Origin of the sequence: Actinoplanes sp. NPDC051470, assembly GCF_040682035.1 — a bacterium.
Classification (GTDB): Bacteria; Actinomycetota; Actinomycetes; order Mycobacteriales; family Micromonosporaceae; genus Actinoplanes.
Map to the genome: position 1 here is coordinate 105,751 of NZ_JBFBAA010000023.1, position 19,631 is coordinate 125,381.

A 19,631-nucleotide genomic window follows, 5' to 3' on the forward strand; every position below is an offset into this window, starting at 1 on the left:
ATGACCGTACGAGCCCCGCTCACGCCGGGTAAGCAGTCGGCCCGGCGTCAGGTGCCGGCGCAGATCACCCGCCCGGAGTACGTCGGGAAGGCCCGCCCGAAAGAGTGGCGCGGATCGCACGTGCAGACGCCCGAGACGATCGACAAGATGCGTCTGGCGAGCCGGCTCGCGGCCCAGGCCACCCAGCTGGCCGGCGAGCACTGCAAGCCCGGCGTCACCACCGACGAGATCGACCGGGTGGTGCACGAGTTCCTCTGCGATCACGGCGCCTACCCGTCGACGCTGGGTTACAAGGGCTTCCCGAAGTCCTGCTGCACCTCGATCAACGAGGTGATCTGCCACGGCATCCCGGACAGCACGGTGCTCGACGACGGCGACATCATCAACGTCGACGTCACCGCGTACATCAACGGCGTGCACGGCGACACCGACGCCACGTTCCTGGTCGGCGAGGTCGGCGAGGAGGCCCGGCTGCTGGTCGAGCGCACCCACGAGGCGATGATGCGCGGCATCCGCGCGGTCGCCCCCGGCCGCCCGATCAACGCCATCGGCCGGGTCATCGAGGCGTACGCCCGCCGCTTCGGCTACGGCGTGGTCCGCGACTTCACCGGGCACGGCATCCACGAGACCTTCCACAGCGGCCTCTACATCCCGCACTACGACAACCCGAAGCTCGACACGGTGATGGAACCGGGCATGACCTTCACCATCGAGCCGATGATCACGCTGGGCACCTACCAGTACCGGATGTGGGACGACGGCTGGACCGTGGTCACCAAGGACGGCTCGTGGACGGCCCAGTTCGAGCACACCCTGGTGGTCACCGAGGACGGCTACGAGATCCTGACCCTGCCCTGACCGTCACTCGAAGAGGCTGGTGAGCGGGCCGTCCACCGGTCGTCCGCGGGCCGTCAGGTCGTCGGCCTGCGCCTTCAGCACCGCCGCCAGCTCCTGCATGTCGGCGCCGGCCAGGCCGGTCCGTCGTACCGCGTCGGCCCGGTTCCGGAAGTACGTGCGGCTGAGCAGCCCGGCCACCATCGAGGCGTGCAGGCGCGCCTCGGACATCAGCACCAGGGCGGCGTCGGTGTCGTACCACTCGGCCAGGCGGGCCGCCCGGGCGTGCGCCGCCGACGCCACGCACCAGTTGCGCCGGGCCAGCGCCGAGAACTCGCCCGGCCGGGTCTCGGCCAGCTTGGCCAGGTGCACGTCGCGCTGCTCGGCGAACCAGCCGTGCGGGTCGTACAGCGACTTCGCCGAGAGGTAGCGGTCGGCCTCCAGCGGCCAGCGCGGGGTCAGCTCGCGCGCCCGGCGCAGGCCCTCGTCGGCGTTCACCACGGTCAGGTCGACCAGGACGCCGTCCACCCGGCGCAGCACCGGCCGCGGTCCGGTCTGCCGATAGGTGGCCACGACCAGGTTGATGTCGCTGCCGTCGGTGTCGTCGCCGTGGGCCAGTGAACCATGCACGCCGATCGCCCGGACCTCGGCCGGCCAGCGCGCCTGGATCACGTCACGCAGCCGGACGGCCAGGTAGCCGCGCGGGCCGGCGACATCGATCTCGCTCACCCGGACATTGTCACGGATTCATGTTCCCGCGGCTACGTCGTGTGGTTCTCGTTATTGCGGGCGACCGGGGAAGGCCATGGTCAGCGGGGCGACCCCGGCCACCCGGCGCCACTTGACCGCCTGGATCGCGGCGCCGGTGAGCGCGCCCAGCGCCGTCGCGCGGTCGGCGGCGCTGGTCACCGCGAGGGTCGCGCGCCAGGCCTGGGCCACGCCGTCCTCGATGTGGATGGCCAGCTTGAGCGCGGACGCCCGGTCGGTCACCGGGAACGGCAGGTCGTAGCCCGCGGGGGCCGGGGCCGGGCTCGCCTTGAGCTGGTCGAGGCGGCTGACCAGCTGGTCACGGCGGGTGCGGTGGTCGGCCTCGGCGGTCCGGGCCAGGGTCTGTTCGCCCTTGCTCAGGCGAACCCCGATCAGCGCGTACGCGTAGATCGCCGCTTCTTCGGCCGCCAGCGCGGCGGCGAGCTGCTCGTTCACCGGAGGGCCTCGACGTGGGTGGCCCGGCAGGCGGCGATCGACCCCATCAGCGCCGCCCGGTCGGCGGGGGCGGTGCGGGCCGAGGCGCTCGCGGTCTTCATGGCGGCGCTCTCGGCGGCCCGCAGGCCGGACAACGCGGCCGGCGCGGGAGCGCTGGGGACGGGCGCGCCGGCCGAGGGGCCGGCCGCCCCGATCAGGATGGCCAGCGCGGCCGCGTGAGCGCGGTGGTCCTCGGCCAGCGGGGTGATCCGGCCGGACAGGTCGGGCTGGGCGGCGGCCAGGCGGTCGTAGGCCGCGGCCAGCGCCCGCGCCTCGTCCAGCACCGGCTGGATCGGGTCGGGCTCGGGGATCGGCTCGGGATCACTGTCGAAGAGACCGCAGCCGCCGGGCGCCGTCACGGCCACCGCCCCGATCACGGTCGCGCCGAGCACGCGCCGCCGGTTCCACATCCCCACAGCGGACAGTCAACACCATCACCACGGCCTGTATCGACCCCGTCGTTGACCAGCGCATGACGGGGATTCGGAGCGGCGCTGGCGGGGCTCCGGGAGCGAAGCGTTACGCTCTGCGCAGCCGCCGGGGGTTTTCGGCCCGGCGGCATGCCGGTGTTTCCGGCGGATGCCAGGAAGGGTGGAGATCGATGACGCAGCGTGGTCGTGCGGGTTCTCGCCCGGGTCATCGTCGCCCCGGCGGCGACCGTGGCCGTGACACCGCGCCGGACGACCGTCCCGTGGCGCCCCGCGTCGACCTGGCCGCGGCCAAGTCCCGGGTGCTCGCCGTGATCGAGCCGGTGGCCGCCGCCGCCGGGTACGACCTGGAGGACGTCCATCTCTCCCGGGCCGGCCGGCGGCACGTGCTGCGCGTCCTGGTCGACACCGACGGGGGAATCAGCCTGGACGACGTGGCGTTGGTGTCCCGGGCGATGTCCCAGGCGCTGGATGCCGCCGAAGAGGCCGGTGGCGAGGTGCTGGCCGGTGAATACCAGCTCGAGGTGGGCTCGCCCGGTGTCGACCGGCCGCTGACCCTGCCCCGGCACTGGCGCCGCAACGTCGGCCGCCTGGTCGCGGTGAACGGCCTGACCGGCCGGATCACCGCCGCCGACGACACCGGGATCACCCTGGACGACCGTGTGATCCCGTTCGCCGATCTGGGCCCCGGCAAGGTGCAGATCGAGTTCAAGCGGATCGACGAGGCCGAATTCGAGGACGTCGACGACGAGGATGAGGAGGGCGAGGAATGAACATCGACCTCGCGGCGCTGCGCGCCCTGGAGCGCGAGCGGGAGATCCCGTTCGACACGATCCTCGCGGCGATCGAGACCGCGCTGCTCACGGCCTATCGGCACACCGAGGGCGCGGAATCACACGCACGCGTGGAGATCGACCGGAAGAACGGCGCGGCCCTGGTTTTCGCCCAGGAGACCGACGACGAGGGCACGGTCGTCCGGGAGTGGGACGACACCCCGCACGACTTCGGCCGGATCGCGGCGATGACCGCCAAGCAGGTGATCCTCCAGCGGTTGCGGGAGGCGACCGACGAGGCCCACTTCGGCGAGTACGCCGGACGCGACGGTGACCTGGTGACCGGCATCGTCCAGGCCGACGCCGCCCGGGCCGAGAAGGGCATCATCATCGTCGACCTGGGCAAGCTCGAGGCGGTGCTGCCGCAGTCCGAGCAGGTGCCCGGCGAGACGTACCAGCACGGCGCGCGCGTCCGGTGCATCGTGGTGCACGTGGTGAAGGGCTTCCGCGGCCCGCAGATCACCCTGTCCCGCTCGCACCCGGCGCTGGTCAAGAAGCTTTTCGCGCTCGAGGTGCCGGAGATCGCCGACGGAACCGTGGACATCGCCGCGATCGCCCGTGAGGCAGGTCACCGCACCAAGATCGCGGTCCGGTCCACCGTGCCCGGGGTGAACGCCAAGGGCGCCTGCATCGGCCCGATGGGCCAGCGGGTCCGCGCCGTGATGAGCGAGCTGCACGGCGAGAAGATCGACATCATCGACTGGTCGGACGATCCGGCGCAGTTCGTCGGCAACGCGCTGTCGCCGGCCAAGGCCCTGCGGGTCGAGGTGGTCGACCTGGCCACCCGCACCGCCCGGGTCACCGTCCCCGACTTCCAGCTGTCCCTGGCGATCGGCCGCGAGGGTCAGAACGCCAGGCTGGCCGCCCGGCTGACCGGCTGGCGGATCGACATCAAACCGGACAACGAGTCCGCCGGCGTCTCGGAACACGATGCCGCCGAAGCCGGAAGCTGACCGAATACGCGCAGCGGTAGGCGGGGGAGTAGACTTGCCAGAGGCCGGACCGACACGAACCTGTGTCGGCTGTCGTTCACGCGTTCCGGCCTTCGCGTTGTTGCGGTTCGTCGTGGCAGGGTCCGGGGATGATCTCCGGCTCGAGCCCGATCCGGACCGCCGACTGCCGGGACGGGGAGCACATCTGCATCCCGATCCGGCTTGCTTCGCGCTGGCGGAGCGGCGCCGTGCCTTCGGGCGGGCGTTGCGATTCACCGGTGTTGCTGACACCGGTCCGCTTGCCGAGCACATCCGGGCGGTCTTTCGACCCTCCGGAGCCGCCGATGGTGGGGCGTCGGAGCCCCATCACGACCCAGCAAGGTAGGACGACCGACATGAGCACACGATGAAGTCCCTGAAATGAACAGGCTTCTAGTGCACGAGTGAGGTCGCTGCGGGTCCGCCTGCACGACCTCGAAGTGAGGAGTGCAGTGCCAGGTAAGGCCCGCGTACACGAGCTCGCGAAGGAGCTCGGGGTCGACAGCAAGACCGTTCTCGCCAAGCTCAAAGAGATGGGCGAGTTCGTCAAGTCAGCTTCCAGCACCGTCGAGGCCCCGGTGGCCCGACGGCTTCGCGGCGCCCTGGAGACCTCGAACGGCAGCGCTTCGGCGCCCGCCGCTCCGGCTCCGAGCGCACCCAAGTCCCCGACGAGCGCGCGGCCCGCGCCGCCGCGTCGTCCCACCGCGCCGGACGCGGGCACCAAGCCCGACGCCCCGTTGTCACCGGCGTCCACACCCGGCTCGCCCGGTTCGATGGTCCGGCCCAAGCCGGCGCCTCGTCCCGGCCCGACGCCCGGTCCGGTCGCCAAGCCGGCCAGCGCGCACGACATCGAGGTGGCGGCCGCCGAGGCGCGCGCCTCGGCGCTGAAGGCCGAGCAGGAGGCCTCCGTCAAGGCCGCCCAGGCGGCTCAGGCCGCACGGACGGCCCGGGAGACCGAGCGCCGGCAGCAGCAGCCGCCGGCCGACGGCGCCTCCCGTCCGGGTCCCGGTCCGCGTCCCGGCCCCGGCGCGGTTCCCCCGCGTCCGGGTTCCCCGGCGGCTCGTCCCACCGGCCCCGGTGGCGGCAACGCGCGTCCCGGCCCGGGCGGCAACGCTCCGCGGCCGCCGCGCAGTCCCGGTAACAACCCGTTCGGTGTCTCCGGCGGCGGTTCGTCCCGTCCGTCCCCGAACGCCATGCCCCGGCCCGGTCAGTCCGGCCCCGGCATGCCTCCTCGTCCGAGCCCGGCCTCGATGCCGCCTCGGCCGAGCCCCTCGTCCATGCCGTCGCAGCGCCCGGCCCGGCCCGCCGGTCCCGGTGGCGCCGGCGCGGGTCGTCCCGGCGGTCCCGGTGGCGGTCGTGGCGGTCCCGGTGGCGGCGGCGGCGGTTTCCGCGGCGGTCCCGGTGGCGGTGGCGCCGGCGGCGGCTTCCGTGGCGGCCCTGGTGGCGGTGGCGGTGGCGCCGGTGGCGGCTTCCGTGGCGGTCCCGGTGGCGGCGGTGGCGGTGGCTACCGTGGCGGCCCCGGTGGCGGCGGCGCCCCCGCGGGTGGCGGCGCTCCCGGACGTCCGGGTGGCGGCGGTCGTGGCCGTGGCGGCGGTGCCGCGGGTGCCTTCGGGCGTCCGGGTGGCCGGCCGACGCGTGGCCGCAAGTCCAAGAAGCAGCGGCGTCAAGAGTTCGACAACCTCAGCGCCCCGGCGATGAGCTCGGGCGCACCGCGCGGCCAGGGTCAGGAGATCCGGCTGTCGCGTGGTGCGTCGCTGTCCGACTTCGCCGACAAGATCAACGCGAACCCGGGCTCGCTCGTCCAGGAGATGTTCAACCTGGGCGAGATGGTGACCGCCACGCAGTCGGTGTCCGACGAGACGCTGCTCCTGCTCGGCGAGCACCTGGGCTTCACCGTGGTGATCGTCAGCCCCGAGGACGAGGACCGCGCGCTGCTCGCGCAGTTCAACATCGACCTCGACGCCGCGGTGGACGAGGACCGGCTGGTCACCCGGCCGCCGGTGGTGACCGTCATGGGTCACGTCGACCACGGTAAGACGAAGCTGCTGGACGCGATCCGCAAGACCAACGTGGTCGCCGGCGAGGCGGGTGGCATCACCCAGCACATCGGCGCCTACCAGGTCGCGGTCGAGCACAACGGCGAAGAGCGGGCCATCACCTTCCTCGACACCCCGGGTCACGAGGCGTTCACCGCCATGCGTGCTCGTGGCGCCAAGGCGACGGACATCGTGATCCTGGTGGTCGCGGCGGACGACGGCGTGATGCCGCAGACGGTCGAGGCGTTGAACCACGCCAAGGCCGCCGAGGTGCCGATCGTGGTCGCGGTCAACAAGATCGACAAGCCCGACGCCAACCCGGACAAGGTGCGTCAGCAGCTGACCGACTACGGCCTGCTCGCTGAGGAGTACGGCGGCGAGACGATGTTCGTCAACGTCGCGGCCAAGCCCGGCATCGGCATCGACGAACTGCTCGAGGCCGTCCTGCTGACCGCCGACGCGGCGTTGGAGCTGACCGCTCCGATCGACGGGCCGGCGCAGGGTGTCGTGGTCGAGTCGCACCTGGACAAGGGTCGCGGCGCCGTGGCCACCGTCCTGGTGCACAAGGGCACGCTCCGGGCCGGCGACTCGATCGTGGCGGGCGGCGCGCACGGTCGCGTCCGCGCCATGCTCGACGAGAACGGCAACACCGTGTCCGAGGCCGAGCCGGCTCGTCCGGTCCTGGTCCTGGGTCTGACCTCGGTGCCGGGTGCGGGTGACACGTTCCTGGCGGCCGAGGACGACCGCACGGTGCGGCAGATCGCCGAGCAGAGGCAGGCCCGCCGTCGTGCGGCGACCTTCGCCAACTCGCGTCGTGGCCGCACGCTCGAAGACCTGGTCAACGAGCTCAAGGAGGGCGAGAAGACCTCGCTCACCCTGGTCATCAAGGGCGACAGCTCGGGTTCCGTCGAGGCCCTCGAGGACGCGCTGTTCAAGATCGATATTCCGGACGAGGTCCAGCTCAAGGTCATCCACCGCGGTGTCGGTGCGATCACCGAGAGCGACGTGAACCTGGCGAGCGCGACTTCGGACGCGACCGCCACGATCATCGGCTTCAACGTCCGGGCCTCGAACAAGGTCAAGGAACTGGCCGACCGCGCCGGCGTGGAGATCCGCTACTACAGCGTCATCTACCAGGCCATCGAGGAGATCGAGGCGGCCCTCAAGGGCATGCTCAAGCCCGAGTACGAAGAGGTCGAGATGGGCACCGCGGAGATCCGCGAGGTGTTCCGCTCGTCCAAGATCGGCCTCATCGCGGGTTGTGTGGTCCGTTCGGGTCTGCTCAAGCGCAACGCCAAGGCGCGCATCCTGCGTGATGGGGTTGTCGTCTCCGAGGGCACCGTCACGGTCAGCTCGCTCAAGCGGTTCAAGGACGACGCCTCCGAGGTCCGTGAGGGCTTCGAGTGTGGTCTGACGCTCAGCGGGTTCGGTTCGCCGCAGGTCGGCGACGTGATCGAGACCTTCGAGATGCAGGAGAAGCCGCGAGGCTGATCCACGGCTGACGAGGACGGCCCCGCACCGGTTCGGTGCGGGGCCGTTCTCTTTCCACTTCCGTGTTTTCTGCTTCCGTTCTTCCTACTTGCGGGCGATCAGGATGTCGCGCTCGATCGACTGGTCGACCCGGTGCGCGACATCGTCGTGCTCGACCGGGGTCAGGCCGTTGGCGATCAGGATGTCCTCGGCCAGTTCGCGCTTGGCCACCTTGAGGTTCCAGGACAGCCCGATCGCGCCGCCCGGGCGCAGCAGCGTGGCCCACTGGGGCACGGCCCGCTCGAGCAGGTCGAGCGGGCGGCGGGACAGGCCGCCCTCCTCCTCGTAGCTGCCGTGCGTGACGCCGTAGGGCAGGTCGGCCACCAGCACGTCGGCACAGCGGGCGCGCAGCAGGCCGTCCAGCTGCGTGGTGTCGGCGTGGATCACGGTGACCTGCTGGGTGGCGCCGGCCTTGTGGTCGTCCTTGGAGGCGGCCAGCGTGATTTCGAGGCGGCGGGCGCTCTTGCGGCCCTGCCGGCGGACCGGGTGCAGGTCGGCGGTGTGCTTCAGGCGTTTGCGCTTCAGCCACGTCTGGAGGAAGGCCTTGTAGGCGTCCACGTCCTTGCCGTCGAGTTCGACGCCGATGGCGTGGTGGCCGTACATCAGGGCCTGGTTGAGGGTGGTGCCGCGGCCGCAGACCGGGTCGAGCACGGTCAGCCCGCCGGACAACATCTTGCCGGCCGAGGCGGAGGCCAGGATGGTCAGGTTGAGCACCAGCTTGGTGAACTGCTCGTTGGTCTTGCCGGCGTACTTGGGGATGGTGATCAGGTCGCTGTCGTAGCGGGCCAGCGGCGCCAGGGTGAGCGGCCGGAGCAGGTCGCCCTCCCGCCGGAAGAGCGCGTACGCCGAGGACAGGTTGGACAGCTGGGCGACATCGTCGTCGGTCAGGGCGTCGGCGGTGAACGTGAGATACGGCACGCCGCCGATCTCGGTGGTCCCGGTCTCGTCCGGCCGGGTGGAGAGGACGCTCGTGAACGCCTTCAGTTCGGCCGTGGCCAGCCGGGGGGCCTGGTCGGCGTAGACACGGTTGGCGGACGGGGCCAGGAGCATCGCGTACGGATCGGGCATCGGGAAAGAATCCCACATGCCCTTTCCGGGGCTGACGCGTAAGGTGCCGCCCGTGTTCACGGAGACAGCAGTGTTCGACATCCTGTTGCCCGGCGACTCCCGGTCGCTGAAGCAGAAGCGGGGGTACGTCCGGCCGATCATCGCGATGCTGCGCAAGTTCGAGGTCAGCGTGGCCGAGGTGGGCCATCTCGAGCTGCACGGACGGGCGGCGATCGGGGTGGCCGTGGTGGCCGCCGACCTCGCCCACGTCCGCAGCGTGATCGACACCTGCGAGAACCAGGTGGCCGGTCGGCCCGAGATCGAGTTGCTGTCGGTGAAGCGCCGGCTACACGGTGATGACGACTGAGCGGGAGGTTATGCACAGTCGGACCGCCGGGACGTTCGGTCGTAACGGCACGTGGGTAGGCTCCAGGCGTTGGGATTACGCTGACTTTTGGACTGTCGGAGGTGGGCGATATGTCGGATCCGGCCAAGACCCGTCGGCACGCTGAACGCGTGCGCGAACTGGTCGCTTCATTGGTACGGGAGATCAAGGATCCCCGGCTCGGCATGGTGACGATCACGGATGCGCGGCTCACGGGCGACCTGCGCGACGCGACCGTCTTCTACACGGTGCTGGGCGACCCGACCGAGCAGGCGGCCACGGCCGCGGCTCTGGAGAGCGCCAAGGGGATGCTGCGCAGCCGCGTCGGGCACGCTCTGGGCCTGCGGCACTCGCCGAGCCTCTCGTTCATCCTCGACAACGTGCAGGAGCACGTGAAAGAGATCGACGACCTGCTGGCGGCCGCCCGTCATCGCGATGCCGAGGTGCAGCGCCTGGCGGCCGACAAGCAGTACGCGGGCGACCCTGATCCGTACAAGCCGGAACCGGACGACGAGGAGGGCGAGCCCGACCGCGTCGGCGCCCGCGAGGACCAAGGGTGACCGAGCTGGCCACGCGCCGGCCCTCCGCCCCGGCGGAGGCGGACTGGTCGGCGGCGGTCGCGGTGATCCGCGAGCTGGCGCCGGCCGGCCGGGTGCTGCTCATCTGCCACGTCAACCCCGACGGTGACGCGCTGGGCAGCATGCTCGGGTTCGCGCTCGGGTTGCGGCAGCTGGGCGTGACCCGGATGCAGGCGACCTTCCCGGGCGTCTTCGACGTGCCCGAGCCCTTCGCCGAGCTGCCCGGGGTCGACCTGCTCGTGCCCGAGGCAGAGGTCTGGGCCGACCCCGAACTGGTCATCACGTTCGACGCGGCGGCGGCGTCCCGGCTCGGCGCGCTGGCCGACCGGCTGTCCCGGGCGCGGGGCACCGTGGTGCTCGACCACCACGCGTCCAACGCCGGGTTCGGTGGCGTCAACCTGGTCGACCCGCAGGCGGCGGCCACCTCGGTGGTGGCCGAGGAACTGCTGGCCCGGCTCGGCGTGCCGCTCGACGCGGCGATCGCCGAGTGCCTCTACGTGGCCCTGGCCACCGACACCGGGTCGTTCAAGTTCGACATGACCACGCCCCGGGTGCACGAGATGGCCGCCCGGCTGATCGCGACCGGGCTGCGGCCGGGGGAGATCTCCCGCCGCACCTTCGACACTCGGCCGTTCGAGGCGGTCAAGCTCTTCGCCGAGGTGCTGGCCCGGGCCGAGCTCGACCCGGCCGCCGCGGCCGGGCACGGGCTGGTCTCGACCTACGTCACCCAGGACGACCTGGCCCGGCACGGCCAGCGGGCGTACGTGATGGACGCCCTCATCGACCCGGTCCGCACGGTGGCCGAGGCCGACGTGGCGGTCCTGGTCAAGCAGATCGGCGAGCAGACCTGGGCGGTGTCGCTGCGCAGCAAGGGCGCGGTCGACGTCAGCGGGGTGGCGGTGGCCCTCGGCGGCGGCGGACACCGGCTGGCGGCGGGCTACACCGGCCATGGCACCCCGGCCGAGATCGTGGCGGCCGTCCGTTCCCTCGTGCCCGACCACCTGCTGTCGCCCTCCTGACACCCCGGTTGTCTCGGAGTACGGGATCCGCCCGGCACGGAACCTGAGTTAACGCTAGTTTGGGTTAACGGTCATTTGGTTCTGTCGCGGTCGTGACCACCGCCCGTCGTCGGAGCCGTGAGCCACCGGCGTCCGGCGATCCCGGGCTGGTCCTGTTACTCGGGGCGCTGTTGATGCGCCCGCTCCGCCGTGGAAGGACCCACGATCATGGCTGCCAAGCCGAAGCCCCAGCCCTCCTCCGACGAGGCCCGCGAGGCCCTGCGCCGCGCCCTGCAGACGTCGATGGACACCCGCCAGTAAGCACCACACCGCTATTTGCCTCCTTACCGCTCGGCGGGCATCATGAGAACTCATGAGCCCGCCTGCCGAGCACGCGCCCGCGCCCGTCTCGGCGTCGGCGCGCCGGATCACCCAGCTGGCCCTGCCGGCGCTCGTCGTCCTGGCCGCTGAGCCGCTCTACGTCCTGGTCGACACCGCCGTCGTCGGCCACCTCGGCCCGGTCCCGCTCGCCGCCGTCGCGGTCGGCGGCACCGTGATGTCCCTCGCCGTCTGGTTCGGCACGCTGATGGCCTACGGGACCACCGGCCGAGCCGCCCGGCGGTACGGCGGAGGCGACCGCACCGCCGCCGTGGCCGAAGGTGTGCAGGCCTCCTGGCTGGCCCTCGCCACCGGCCTGCTGCTCGTCCTGGTCGTCCAGCTCGTCGCCGAGCCGCTCGGCCGGGCCCTGGCCGGCGACCCGACAGCCGCCGAGGCCGCCGCCGGCTGGCTCCGCATCGCCGTCCTCGGAGCACCCGGCCTGCTGCTGGCCGCCGCGGGCAACGGCTGGATGCGCGGCGTGCAGGAGACCCGGCGCCCGCTCTGGTTCATCCTCGGGGCGAACGTGCTCAGCGCCATCCTCTGCCCCCTGCTGGTCTACCCCGGCGGGCTCGGCCTGACCGGTTCGGCCATCGCCAACGTGACCGCGCAGACCGTGGCCGGCGGCCTCTTCCTGCTCGCCATCATCCGTGAGCGCGCGCCCCTGCGGCCCCTCCCGCCGGTGATCGTCAACCAGCTGGTCCTCGGCCGCGACCTGCTCATCCGGGGCGGCGCCTTCCAGGTCTGCTGGCTGTCGGCGACCGCGGTGGCGGCCCGCTTCGGCGTGGCGTCGGTGGGCGCACACCAGATCGCGCTGCAACTGTGGTTCTTCGCCGCGCTGGCCCTGGACGCGGTGGCCATCGCGGCGCAGTCGCTGGTCGGCGCGGCGCTGGGCGCGTCCGACGAGGCCAGCGCGCGTGACGTGGCCCGCCGCGTGACGATCGCCGGGGCGGTCGCGGGCGTGGGGTTCGCGGTGCTGGCCGGCGCCGGGGCCGGGGTGATCCCGTCGCTGTTCACCGGCGACCAGACGGTCCGCGACCAGGCCGCGGTGGTGTGGCCGTGGTTCGTGGGGCTGTTGCCGTTCGCCGGGGTGGTGTACGCCTTGGACGGAGTCCTGATCGGCGCCGGGGACGTGGGGTTCCTGCGCAACCTGACGATCGCGGCGGCGTTGCTCGGGTTCCTGCCGGCGATCTGGCTGGCCTACGCGTTCTCGTGGGGCCTCGGCGGCGTATGGGCCGGCCTGGGCCTGTTCACGCTGGTGCGGTTCGTCGGAATCGTGCACCGGTGGCGGTCGGCGCGCTGGGCCGTGCTCGGCGTCACCCGCTGACCCCTGTGGACAGTTCTCAGCATCGTCGAATTCGCCCGCTACGGTGGGCGCCCACCCAGTGACGGGTGGGGGAGGTGGCGGCGGGCGCGGCGCGATTTCAAGATCGACTGCGGCGGCAACCGATCGGCAACCGTGGTGCCCCCGGTTCGCACTCCGGGAATCCTCAAGTCCCCCGAAGTGAGGAGCATGACGGACACGATGATTGTCGAGCTGGGACTGCAGGCCATGACCATCGCCGCCAAGATGTGCGCGCCGGTGCTGCTGACCGCGCTGATCATCGGCTTCGCGATCTCGTTGTTCCAGTCGGTGACCCAGATCCAGGAGGCGACGCTGTCGTTCGTCCCGAAGGCGATCGGTGTCGGTGTGGCGATCCTGTTCTCGGGTAACTGGATGTTGCACGAGATGATCTCGTTCACCCAGCAGCTCTTCGAGAAGATCCCGACGCTGCTGGGCTGACCCACCGCCGGTCAGGCCGGTGCCAGGACGATCTCGGCGCGGGCCTTGCCGGACTTCTCACTGACGACGGCGAGCAGGATGCCCTCGGGGGAGAAGACGGCGTAGGGGCCGGTGATGCCCACGGCGTCCAGGGGGCCGCCGTGACGCAGGACGCGGGTCTCCTCGGTGGTGGCGGTGCGTTCGGGGAAGGCGCGGCGGGCCGCCTCGGCCATCGGGAGGCTGATCACGTCGGGCGCGCGGGACTCCAGCGAGTCCAGGGTGGACGCCTCGGCCAGGGTCATCTGCCCGACCGCGGTGCGGCGCAGGGCGGTCAGGTGGCCGCCGACACCCAGCGTGGCGCCCAGGTCGCGGGCGATCGCCCGGATGTAGGTGCCGGAGGAGCAGGTCACGTCGATGTCCACGTCGACGACCGGGCCGGCCGGCCGGATCGCCAGCACGTCGAGTTCGGCGACATTGACCTCGCGGGGCGGCAGCGAGACGTCTTCGCCCTGGCGTACCCGCTTGTAGGCCCGCTCGCCGTTGATCTTGATCGCGCTCACCGCGCTGGGGACCTGGCTGATCGCGCCGGTCTGGGCCAGCAGCCCGGACCGGATCGACTCCTCGGTGACCGAGGCCGCGTCGGTGCGGGCGGTCACCTCACCCTCGGCGTCGTCGGTGACCGTGCTCTCGCCCAGCCGGATCGTCGCCCGGTAGCTCTTGCCGGCGCCGATCACGTACGTGAGCAGCCGCGTCGCCCGGTTGACCCCGATGATCAGCACCCCGGTGGCCATCGGGTCGAGGGTGCCGCCGTGCCCCACCCGCCGCGTCTTGGCCAGCCGCCGGACCCGCGCGACCACGTCATGCGACGTGATACCCGCGGGCTTGTCCACCACGATCAGTCCGTCAATCTCCATCCCGCTCAGCTTATGTGTCACCTGATTCGGCACATCCGGCCCATCCATAGATCGACGAACTTTGCTTTCATTCCGCGATGGACATCTATCGCGGCGCCACCGCCGCCGCCCTCGCCGCCGTGGCGATCGCGGTGACGGCCACCCCGGCTTTGGCCGATTCGGTGCATCCCGGCACGTACTCGGGCGAAGGCTTCGACGCCTGCACCGCACCGACCAGCGCGACCATGCGCGCCTGGGCCGCATCGCCGTACCGCTCGCTCGGCGTCTATTTCGGCGGCAGCAACCGGTCCTGCGCCCAGCCCCAGCTGACCGCCGACTGGGTGGAGGAGCAGACCGCGGCCGGCTGGCACCTGATCCCGATCTACCTGGGCATGCAGGCCTCCTGCACGCTCTCCACCAAACCCAACAAGATCGACAACACCCGGGCGTACGCACAGGGGCGCGAGGCCGCCGCCGACGCGGTCGTCCAGGCCCGGGCGATCGGCCTGGCCACCAACAGCACGCTGATCTACGACATGGAGGCGTACGCCGCCAACGACCCGGTCTGCACTGAGGGTGTCGTGCAGTTCATGGGTGGCTGGAGCGCCCGCCTGCACGATTCCGGCTACCTCTCCGGCTTCTACAGCAGCATGGGCTCGGGTGTCCGGGACCTGGTCGCCAACTACAACCGGCAGGGTTACGTCCGGCCCGACTATGTGGACTTCGCCCGCTGGGACCAGCTGTCCACGGTGAGCGACCCGGACATCCCAGCCTCGTACTGGTCGCCGCACCGCCGGATCAAGCAGTGGCGGGGCGATCACATCGAGACGCACGGCGGCGTCTCCATCAACATCGACAACGACCGGCTCGACGTGGCCCCGGCCCCGCGCTCGCCGCACGGCGACTTCACCCGCAACGGCTGGGTCGACCTGCTCACCCGGAGCGGCACCAACCTGCAGCTCCACCCGGGCAACGGCGGGGTGTTCGACACCACCCAGACGATCACCTTCGGCAGCGGGTGGAGCTCGATGAACTCGATCATCCGCTACCCCGACTGGGACGGCGACGGCAACGAGGACGTGATCGCCCGGGAGACGGCCTCCAGCAACCTCTTCTTCTATTCGGGTACGAAGACCGGGCTGGGCGCCAAGAAGCAGGTCGGCACCGGCTGGAGCGGGTTCCGCGAGCTGACCCCGATCGGCGACTTCAACGACGACGGCTACCCCGACCTGCTGGCCGTGCGGATCGCCGACAACAGCCTCTACCTCTACCCGGGGCGGGCCGGGGTGGCCTTCGGCTCGCGGGTGAAGGTCGGCGACGCCGGCTGGGACCTGATGAGCGAGCTGACCGGGATGGGGGACTTCGACTCCGACGGCATCAACGACCTGATCGCCCGGGAGACCGCGACCGGCGTGCTGTACTTCTACGCCGGCCGGGCGGGCGGCTTCGCCGAGCGCCGGCAGATCGGCACCGGCTGGAGCGGCCAGCACGACCTGGTCGGCGTCGGCGACGTCAACCGGGACGGGTTCACCGACCTGGTCTCGGTCAATGGCCAGGGCGTGGTCAACCGGTACGAGGGTGACGGCACCGGCTTCCCGCGCCGGTTCCAGATGGCCACCGGGTTCGACAGTAAGGCGCCGCTCTTCTGATCGGTCAGCACGGCAGGGGCGGTCAGCGCGGCAGGTGCTGCGCGACCACCGCGACGAGGTCGGCTGCGGCGTACGGCTTGTCCAGGAAGCCGTCGCAGCCGGCCTCGATCGCCGCCGCCCGGTCCTGTGGCAGCACGCTGGCCGTCACCGCGACCACCACCGGGCGCGGACCGGCCGGCGTGACCGTGCCCCCGGCCAGTTCCCGGGCCAGGGTCAGCCCGTTGCCGTCGGGCAGGTTCATGTCCAGCAGGACCAGGTCGACCGGTTCGCCGGCGAGCTTCTCGCGGGCGGTGGCCAGGCTGCCGGCGTCGACGATCTCGGCGTGCCGCACCGCGGCGATGTCCGCCCGGGCCAGCACCGCCTTGACCAGCGTCCGGTTGAGGTCCTCGTCCTCGACCAGGAGGATCTTGCTCACAGCGGTGTCCTTCCTCGACTGCGCCTGCCGAGCAGCGGCGCCAATGCCTCCCAGCCGGTTCCGCCGGCCATCGCCTCGGCCAGCACGCCCCCGGCCATCGCGGTGGCCACCAGCGGCGCCGCGTCGGCCGGGTCGGCGCCGGACGCCGCGGTGATCCCGATCACCGGCGTGTGCGCGGACTCCTCGGCCATCGCGGCCATCAGGCTGAAGCCGTCCACGTCGGTGGTCTGCATGTCGCAGACGATCAGGTCGAAGTGTCCGGCCCGGCTCAGCTCCAGCCCGTCCCGGCCCTCGGCGCAGGCCACCACGTCGGCCCCGCCGGCCCGCAGGCCCGCCTCGATCGCGTCGCGGACGTCGTCGTCGCGGTCGACCACCAGCACCCGCGGGCTGGACCGGTCGGCCACCGTCTGCGCCAGCGCGCCGAGCAGCGCCGCCTGGTCGACCGGCTTGACGAAGTAGTCCCGGGCGCCGAGCGCGAGGCCGGCCTGCCGGTCGTCGATGATGCTGGCGAAGAAGACCGGGATGCCGGCCAGCCGGGCGTCCGCCTTGAGCCGGCGGATCACCTCCCAGCCGTCGATGCCGGGCAGCGTCACGTCGAGCACGATCGCGTCCGGCGGGCAGGCGCCGGCCGCGGACAGCCCGTGCTCGCCGCTGCCGGCCACGTCGACCCGGTAGCCGGCCGCGCTGAGCTGGGCGGTGAGCAGCTCGGCGGACTGCGGGTCGTCCTCGATCAGCAGCACCAGCGGCGCGTCGTCGCCGGTGTCGCCGGCGGCCGGCACCGAGCGGATGGTCGGGGCGGCCGGCAGGCGTACGGCGAACGAACTGCCCTGACCCGGCGCCGAGACCAGCGAGATCTCGCCCTCGTGGGCCTCGACCAGCCGCCGGGTCAGCGCCAGCCCGAGCCCGGTGCCGGCCCGCCGCCCCTCGTCGTCGCCGGCCTGCTGGAACTCCTGGAAGATGCGGGCTTGGTCGGCCGGCGCGATCCCGATGCCGTCGTCCTCGACCACCACCTCGACCGTGTCCCGGTCGGGCATCCGGGTGGTGACCGTGATCGTGCCGTCCTCGGGCGTGAACTTGATCGCGTTGGACAGCAGGTTCTCCACGATCTGCCGGAACCGCACCCGGTCGGCCAGGGCGATCGCCTCGCGCAGGTCGGTGACCACGGTCAGCCGCTTGGTGGTGATAAGCGGGGACAGGCCGGTGAGGAGCTCGGCCACCGCGGTGTCGGCCCGCAGCGGGGCCAGGCGCAGGTCGAGCCCGCCGGCCTCGACCTTGGCCAGGTCCAGGATGTCGTTGATCAGGCCGAGCAGGTGCCGCCCGCTGGTGTGGATGTGCTCGACCCACTCGGCCGGCACCCGGCGGCGGTCACCGTCCGGCTCCTCCAGCCGCATCAGGTCGCTGAAGCCGATGATGGCGTTCAGCGGCGTACGCAGCTCGTGGCTCATGTTCGCCAGGAACGTGCTCTTCGCCTGGCTGGCCCGGGTCAGCGCCTCCACCGACTCGCTGAGCTCGGCCGAGAGCCGGCGCTGGGCGGTCGTCACCGCCTGCCGCTCGGCCAGGATGCCGGCCTGCCCGCCGAGCGCAGCCAGGAGCCGCAGGTCCTCGTCGCTGAACAGGGTGCGGTGCCGGTTGAAGAGCAGCACCGCGCCGTCCACGTCCGGCGGCACCGGCATGCTGATCGCGGTGACGAAGTCGTCGCCCAGGTCGTCGCCGTAGTGCGCGACCACCGAGGGGGCGCCCTCACGCAGCCGGGCCGGTCGGCCGGCCCGGATCAGGGCGGTCAGGACGGCGTTGTCCAGGCTGTCCGGCGTGGGCAGGGACGGGCCGGAGTAGCCGATCGTGGCGAGCTGCCCGTCCGGCCGGGGCATCAGCACGGCGACCGCGTCGGCGCCGGTCTGCACCCGCATGACCTCGGCGTACGTCTGCCAGACCTGCTCGGGGGACTCGACCGGGGCGCGCAGCAGCCGCTCGGTGACCCGCTGCGCGGCGCCGGCCGAGAACGCCCGGCGCAGGAACCGCGGCGGGGCGAAGGCCACCAGGTAGCCGAGCCCGCTGACCATGGCCAGCAGCCGGCCGATGGCCTCCAGGCTCGGCGTCTCGGTGAACGAGCCGACGCCGATCAGCGCGACCATGCCGCCGAAGGCCAGGGTGGCGGCGGCCGCGATGGTCAGCCGGGCCTTGTTGGCGCCGGTCCGCCGGCGGGCCTTGCCGAACAGCAGGCCGGCCGCGACGCACTCGCCGGCCAGGAAGACCAGGACGACCAGCGCGAGCACCGGGTCGGTCGGGTCGGTGCCGGTGAACAGCCGCGCGCCGGCCACGAACACCCAGGTCAGCCACACGAAGAGCTCAAGCTGGCGGGGCACCGAGCGGAGCCGCGCGGCGAGCCGGACGGTCAGACCGGGCTGGGACAGCGAGATCGCCACGGCCATCGGCGAGATCCACCACGGCAGGTCGCCGGGCAGGGCCTCGGCCAGGCTCGCCACGAACAGCACGGTCGGCGGCAGGAAGACCCAGGTGATGTCCCGCTGGAGCGGGTCACGCCGGCGCAGGTAGTGATAGAGGGACCGGACAAAGAGCGCCGCGAAGGTCAACTCCGCGGCGAACAGGACGATGAGGCTCCAGTCGGTTCCCATATTGTCACTAATCGTAGCTTTTCGGCGCGTCGGACAATGCCGATACGCTGTGCCGATGCAGCGCTGGCGGGGTTATGAGGCGGTGCCGGGCGGCTGGGGCCGCTCGGTCGTGACGATCGGCGTCTTCGACGGGGTGCACCGCGGGCACCAGGCGATCATCGGCCACACCGTGAAGCGGGCGCGTGATCTGGGCGTGCAGTCGGTCGTGGTGACCTTCGACCCGCACCCCTCCGAGGTGGTGCGCCCGGGCTCACACCCGGCGGTGCTCACCGAGCCGGTCCGCAAGGCCGAGCTGATCGAGGAACTCGGCGTCGACGCCCTCTGCGTGGTCCCCTTCACCCCGGCGTTCTCCCAGCTCAGCCCCGAGGCGTTCGGCCACGACGTGCTGGTCGAGGCGCTGCACGCCTCGGTCGTCGTGGTCGGCGACAACTTCCGGTTCGGTCACAAGGCGGCCGGCGACGTGACGCTGCTGGCCGCGCTGGGCCGCTCGTTCGGGTTCGCCGTGGAAGAGGCGCCGCTGGTCGCCGACGACGACGTGGTGTTCTCGTCGACGTACATCCGCAGCTGTGTCGACGCCGGCGACGTCCGGGCCGCGGCGGCCGCGCTGGGCCGGCCGCACCGCCTCGGCGGCGTGGTTGTCCGTGGCGATCAACGGGGCCGTGAGCTGGGCTTTCCCACCGCCAACCTGATGTGTCACCGGTACGCGGCGATCCCGGCCGACGGGGTCTACGCCTGCTGGCTGGTGCGCGGCGGGGTGCACGCCGGCCGGCAGATGGCCGCGGTCTCGGTCGGCACCAACCCGACCTTCTCCGGCCGCGAGCGCCGGGTCGAGGCGTACGTGCTCGACTTCGACGGCGACCTCTACGGCGAGCGGGTCTCCCTCGACTTCGTCGACCACCTGCGCGAGCAGCGGGCCTACGAGGGCATCGAGCCACTGGTGGCGCAGATCCGGGACGACGTGGAACGGACCCGCGCGCTGTTGAGTTAGGCGCTTCAGTCCGGTTTCGGGCGGCGGGCGGGGC

The 19,631-nt window shown here is 71.9% G+C and carries 19 protein-coding genes; 12 read left to right on the forward strand and 7 right to left on the reverse strand.

Annotated features, from left to right (window positions below; translation table 11 throughout):
- Positions 1 to 858, forward strand: a complete 858-nt coding sequence (map, locus tag AB0M54_RS32950; RefSeq protein WP_364315475.1) for a type I methionyl aminopeptidase — start codon at positions 1 to 3, stop codon at positions 856 to 858.
- 3 nt (positions 859 to 861) lie between these two features.
- Here map and AB0M54_RS32955 read toward each other — a convergent pair whose 3' ends face one another.
- From AB0M54_RS32955 to AB0M54_RS32965, 3 genes are read right to left on the reverse strand one after another with little or no spacing between them, the layout of a single operon-like run.
- A complete protein-coding gene (locus AB0M54_RS32955; protein WP_364315478.1) occupies positions 862 to 1,563 on the reverse strand; it encodes a nucleotidyltransferase domain-containing protein in 702 nt (233 codons plus the stop codon).
- Between the two features lie 51 nt (positions 1,564 to 1,614).
- Positions 1,615 to 2,037 (reverse strand): ferritin-like domain-containing protein, encoded by a 423-nt coding sequence (locus tag AB0M54_RS32960; RefSeq protein WP_364315481.1) that lies wholly within the window; start codon positions 2,035 to 2,037, stop codon positions 1,615 to 1,617.
- Positions 2,034 to 2,435, reverse strand: a complete 402-nt coding sequence (locus AB0M54_RS32965; protein WP_364475680.1) for a hypothetical protein — start codon at positions 2,433 to 2,435, stop codon at positions 2,034 to 2,036. Before AB0M54_RS32965 ends, AB0M54_RS32960 begins: the two co-directional genes overlap by 4 nt.
- A 242-nt stretch (positions 2,436 to 2,677) precedes the next feature.
- Here AB0M54_RS32965 and rimP point away from each other — a divergent pair, with 242 nt between their 5' ends.
- From rimP to infB, 4 genes are all read left to right on the forward strand, one after another.
- The gene (gene rimP, locus AB0M54_RS32970; protein ID WP_364315484.1) at positions 2,678 to 3,277 is read left to right on the forward strand and encodes a ribosome maturation factor RimP; all 600 of its coding nucleotides are present in this window, start codon (positions 2,678 to 2,680) and stop codon (positions 3,275 to 3,277) included.
- The gene (gene nusA, locus AB0M54_RS32975; protein ID WP_364315487.1) at positions 3,274 to 4,290 is read left to right on the forward strand and encodes a transcription termination factor NusA; all 1,017 of its coding nucleotides are present in this window, start codon (positions 3,274 to 3,276) and stop codon (positions 4,288 to 4,290) included. The genes rimP and nusA overlap by 4 nt, the downstream gene beginning before the upstream one ends.
- Positions 4,268 to 4,654: a YlxR family protein gene (locus AB0M54_RS32980; protein ID WP_364315489.1), complete on the forward strand. Its 387-nt coding sequence runs from the start codon at positions 4,268 to 4,270 to the stop codon at positions 4,652 to 4,654. The genes nusA and AB0M54_RS32980 overlap by 23 nt, the downstream gene beginning before the upstream one ends.
- Before the next feature lie 106 nt (positions 4,655 to 4,760).
- Positions 4,761 to 7,835 (forward strand): translation initiation factor IF-2, encoded by a 3,075-nt coding sequence (infB, locus tag AB0M54_RS32985; protein ID WP_364315492.1) that lies wholly within the window; start codon positions 4,761 to 4,763, stop codon positions 7,833 to 7,835.
- Positions 7,836 to 7,919: 84 nt separating this feature from the next.
- Here infB and AB0M54_RS32990 read toward each other — a convergent pair whose 3' ends face one another.
- Complete coding sequence (locus AB0M54_RS32990) at positions 7,920 to 8,942, reverse strand: SAM-dependent methyltransferase (protein WP_364475632.1); 1,023 nt, start codon at positions 8,940 to 8,942, stop codon at positions 7,920 to 7,922.
- 52 nt (positions 8,943 to 8,994) lie between these two features.
- Here AB0M54_RS32990 and AB0M54_RS32995 point away from each other — a divergent pair, with 52 nt between their 5' ends.
- The 5 genes from AB0M54_RS32995 to fliQ all read left to right on the forward strand — a co-directional run bounded on the left by AB0M54_RS32995 (position 8,995) and on the right by fliQ (position 13,040).
- On the forward strand, positions 8,995 to 9,288 hold the full coding sequence (locus AB0M54_RS32995) for a DUF503 domain-containing protein (RefSeq protein ID WP_364315496.1): 294 nt from the start codon (positions 8,995 to 8,997) through the stop codon (positions 9,286 to 9,288).
- Between the two features lie 110 nt (positions 9,289 to 9,398).
- Positions 9,399 to 9,866, forward strand: coding sequence for a 30S ribosome-binding factor RbfA (gene rbfA, locus AB0M54_RS33000; protein WP_364315498.1), 468 nt, complete (start codon positions 9,399 to 9,401; stop codon positions 9,864 to 9,866).
- Complete coding sequence (locus tag AB0M54_RS33005) at positions 9,863 to 10,903, forward strand: bifunctional oligoribonuclease/PAP phosphatase NrnA (protein ID WP_364475633.1); 1,041 nt, start codon at positions 9,863 to 9,865, stop codon at positions 10,901 to 10,903. Before rbfA ends, AB0M54_RS33005 begins: the two co-directional genes overlap by 4 nt.
- Positions 10,904 to 11,255: 352 nt before the next feature.
- Complete coding sequence (locus tag AB0M54_RS33010; protein WP_364475635.1) at positions 11,256 to 12,584, forward strand: MATE family efflux transporter; 1,329 nt, start codon at positions 11,256 to 11,258, stop codon at positions 12,582 to 12,584.
- Positions 12,585 to 12,770: 186 nt separating this feature from the next.
- The gene (fliQ, locus tag AB0M54_RS33015; RefSeq protein ID WP_364475637.1) at positions 12,771 to 13,040 is read left to right on the forward strand and encodes a flagellar biosynthesis protein FliQ; all 270 of its coding nucleotides are present in this window, start codon (positions 12,771 to 12,773) and stop codon (positions 13,038 to 13,040) included.
- An 11-nt stretch (positions 13,041 to 13,051) separates the two neighbouring features.
- Here the strand turns inward: fliQ and truB are convergent, their stop codons facing one another.
- Positions 13,052 to 13,933 (reverse strand): tRNA pseudouridine(55) synthase TruB, encoded by an 882-nt coding sequence (gene truB, locus AB0M54_RS33020; protein ID WP_364475639.1) that lies wholly within the window; start codon positions 13,931 to 13,933, stop codon positions 13,052 to 13,054.
- Between the two features lie 77 nt (positions 13,934 to 14,010).
- Here truB and AB0M54_RS33025 point away from each other — a divergent pair, with 77 nt between their 5' ends.
- Positions 14,011 to 15,561 carry a glycoside hydrolase domain-containing protein gene (locus tag AB0M54_RS33025; protein WP_364315510.1) on the forward strand — a complete coding sequence of 517 codons (1,551 nt, stop codon included), beginning with the start codon at positions 14,011 to 14,013 and terminating at the stop codon, positions 15,559 to 15,561.
- Positions 15,562 to 15,583: 22 nt separating this feature from the next.
- Here AB0M54_RS33025 and AB0M54_RS33030 read toward each other — a convergent pair whose 3' ends face one another.
- Both AB0M54_RS33030 and AB0M54_RS33035 read right to left on the reverse strand, forming a co-directional pair.
- On the reverse strand, positions 15,584 to 15,976 hold the full coding sequence (locus AB0M54_RS33030) for a response regulator (protein ID WP_364315512.1): 393 nt from the start codon (positions 15,974 to 15,976) through the stop codon (positions 15,584 to 15,586).
- The gene (locus AB0M54_RS33035; RefSeq protein WP_364475641.1) at positions 15,973 to 18,609 is read right to left on the reverse strand and encodes a response regulator; all 2,637 of its coding nucleotides are present in this window, start codon (positions 18,607 to 18,609) and stop codon (positions 15,973 to 15,975) included. Before AB0M54_RS33035 ends, AB0M54_RS33030 begins: the two co-directional genes overlap by 4 nt.
- A 55-nt stretch (positions 18,610 to 18,664) precedes the next feature.
- Here AB0M54_RS33035 and AB0M54_RS33040 point away from each other — a divergent pair, with 55 nt between their 5' ends.
- The gene (locus AB0M54_RS33040) at positions 18,665 to 19,597 is read left to right on the forward strand and encodes a bifunctional riboflavin kinase/FAD synthetase (protein ID WP_364315517.1); all 933 of its coding nucleotides are present in this window, start codon (positions 18,665 to 18,667) and stop codon (positions 19,595 to 19,597) included.
- Positions 19,598 to 19,631 lie beyond the last annotated feature (34 nt).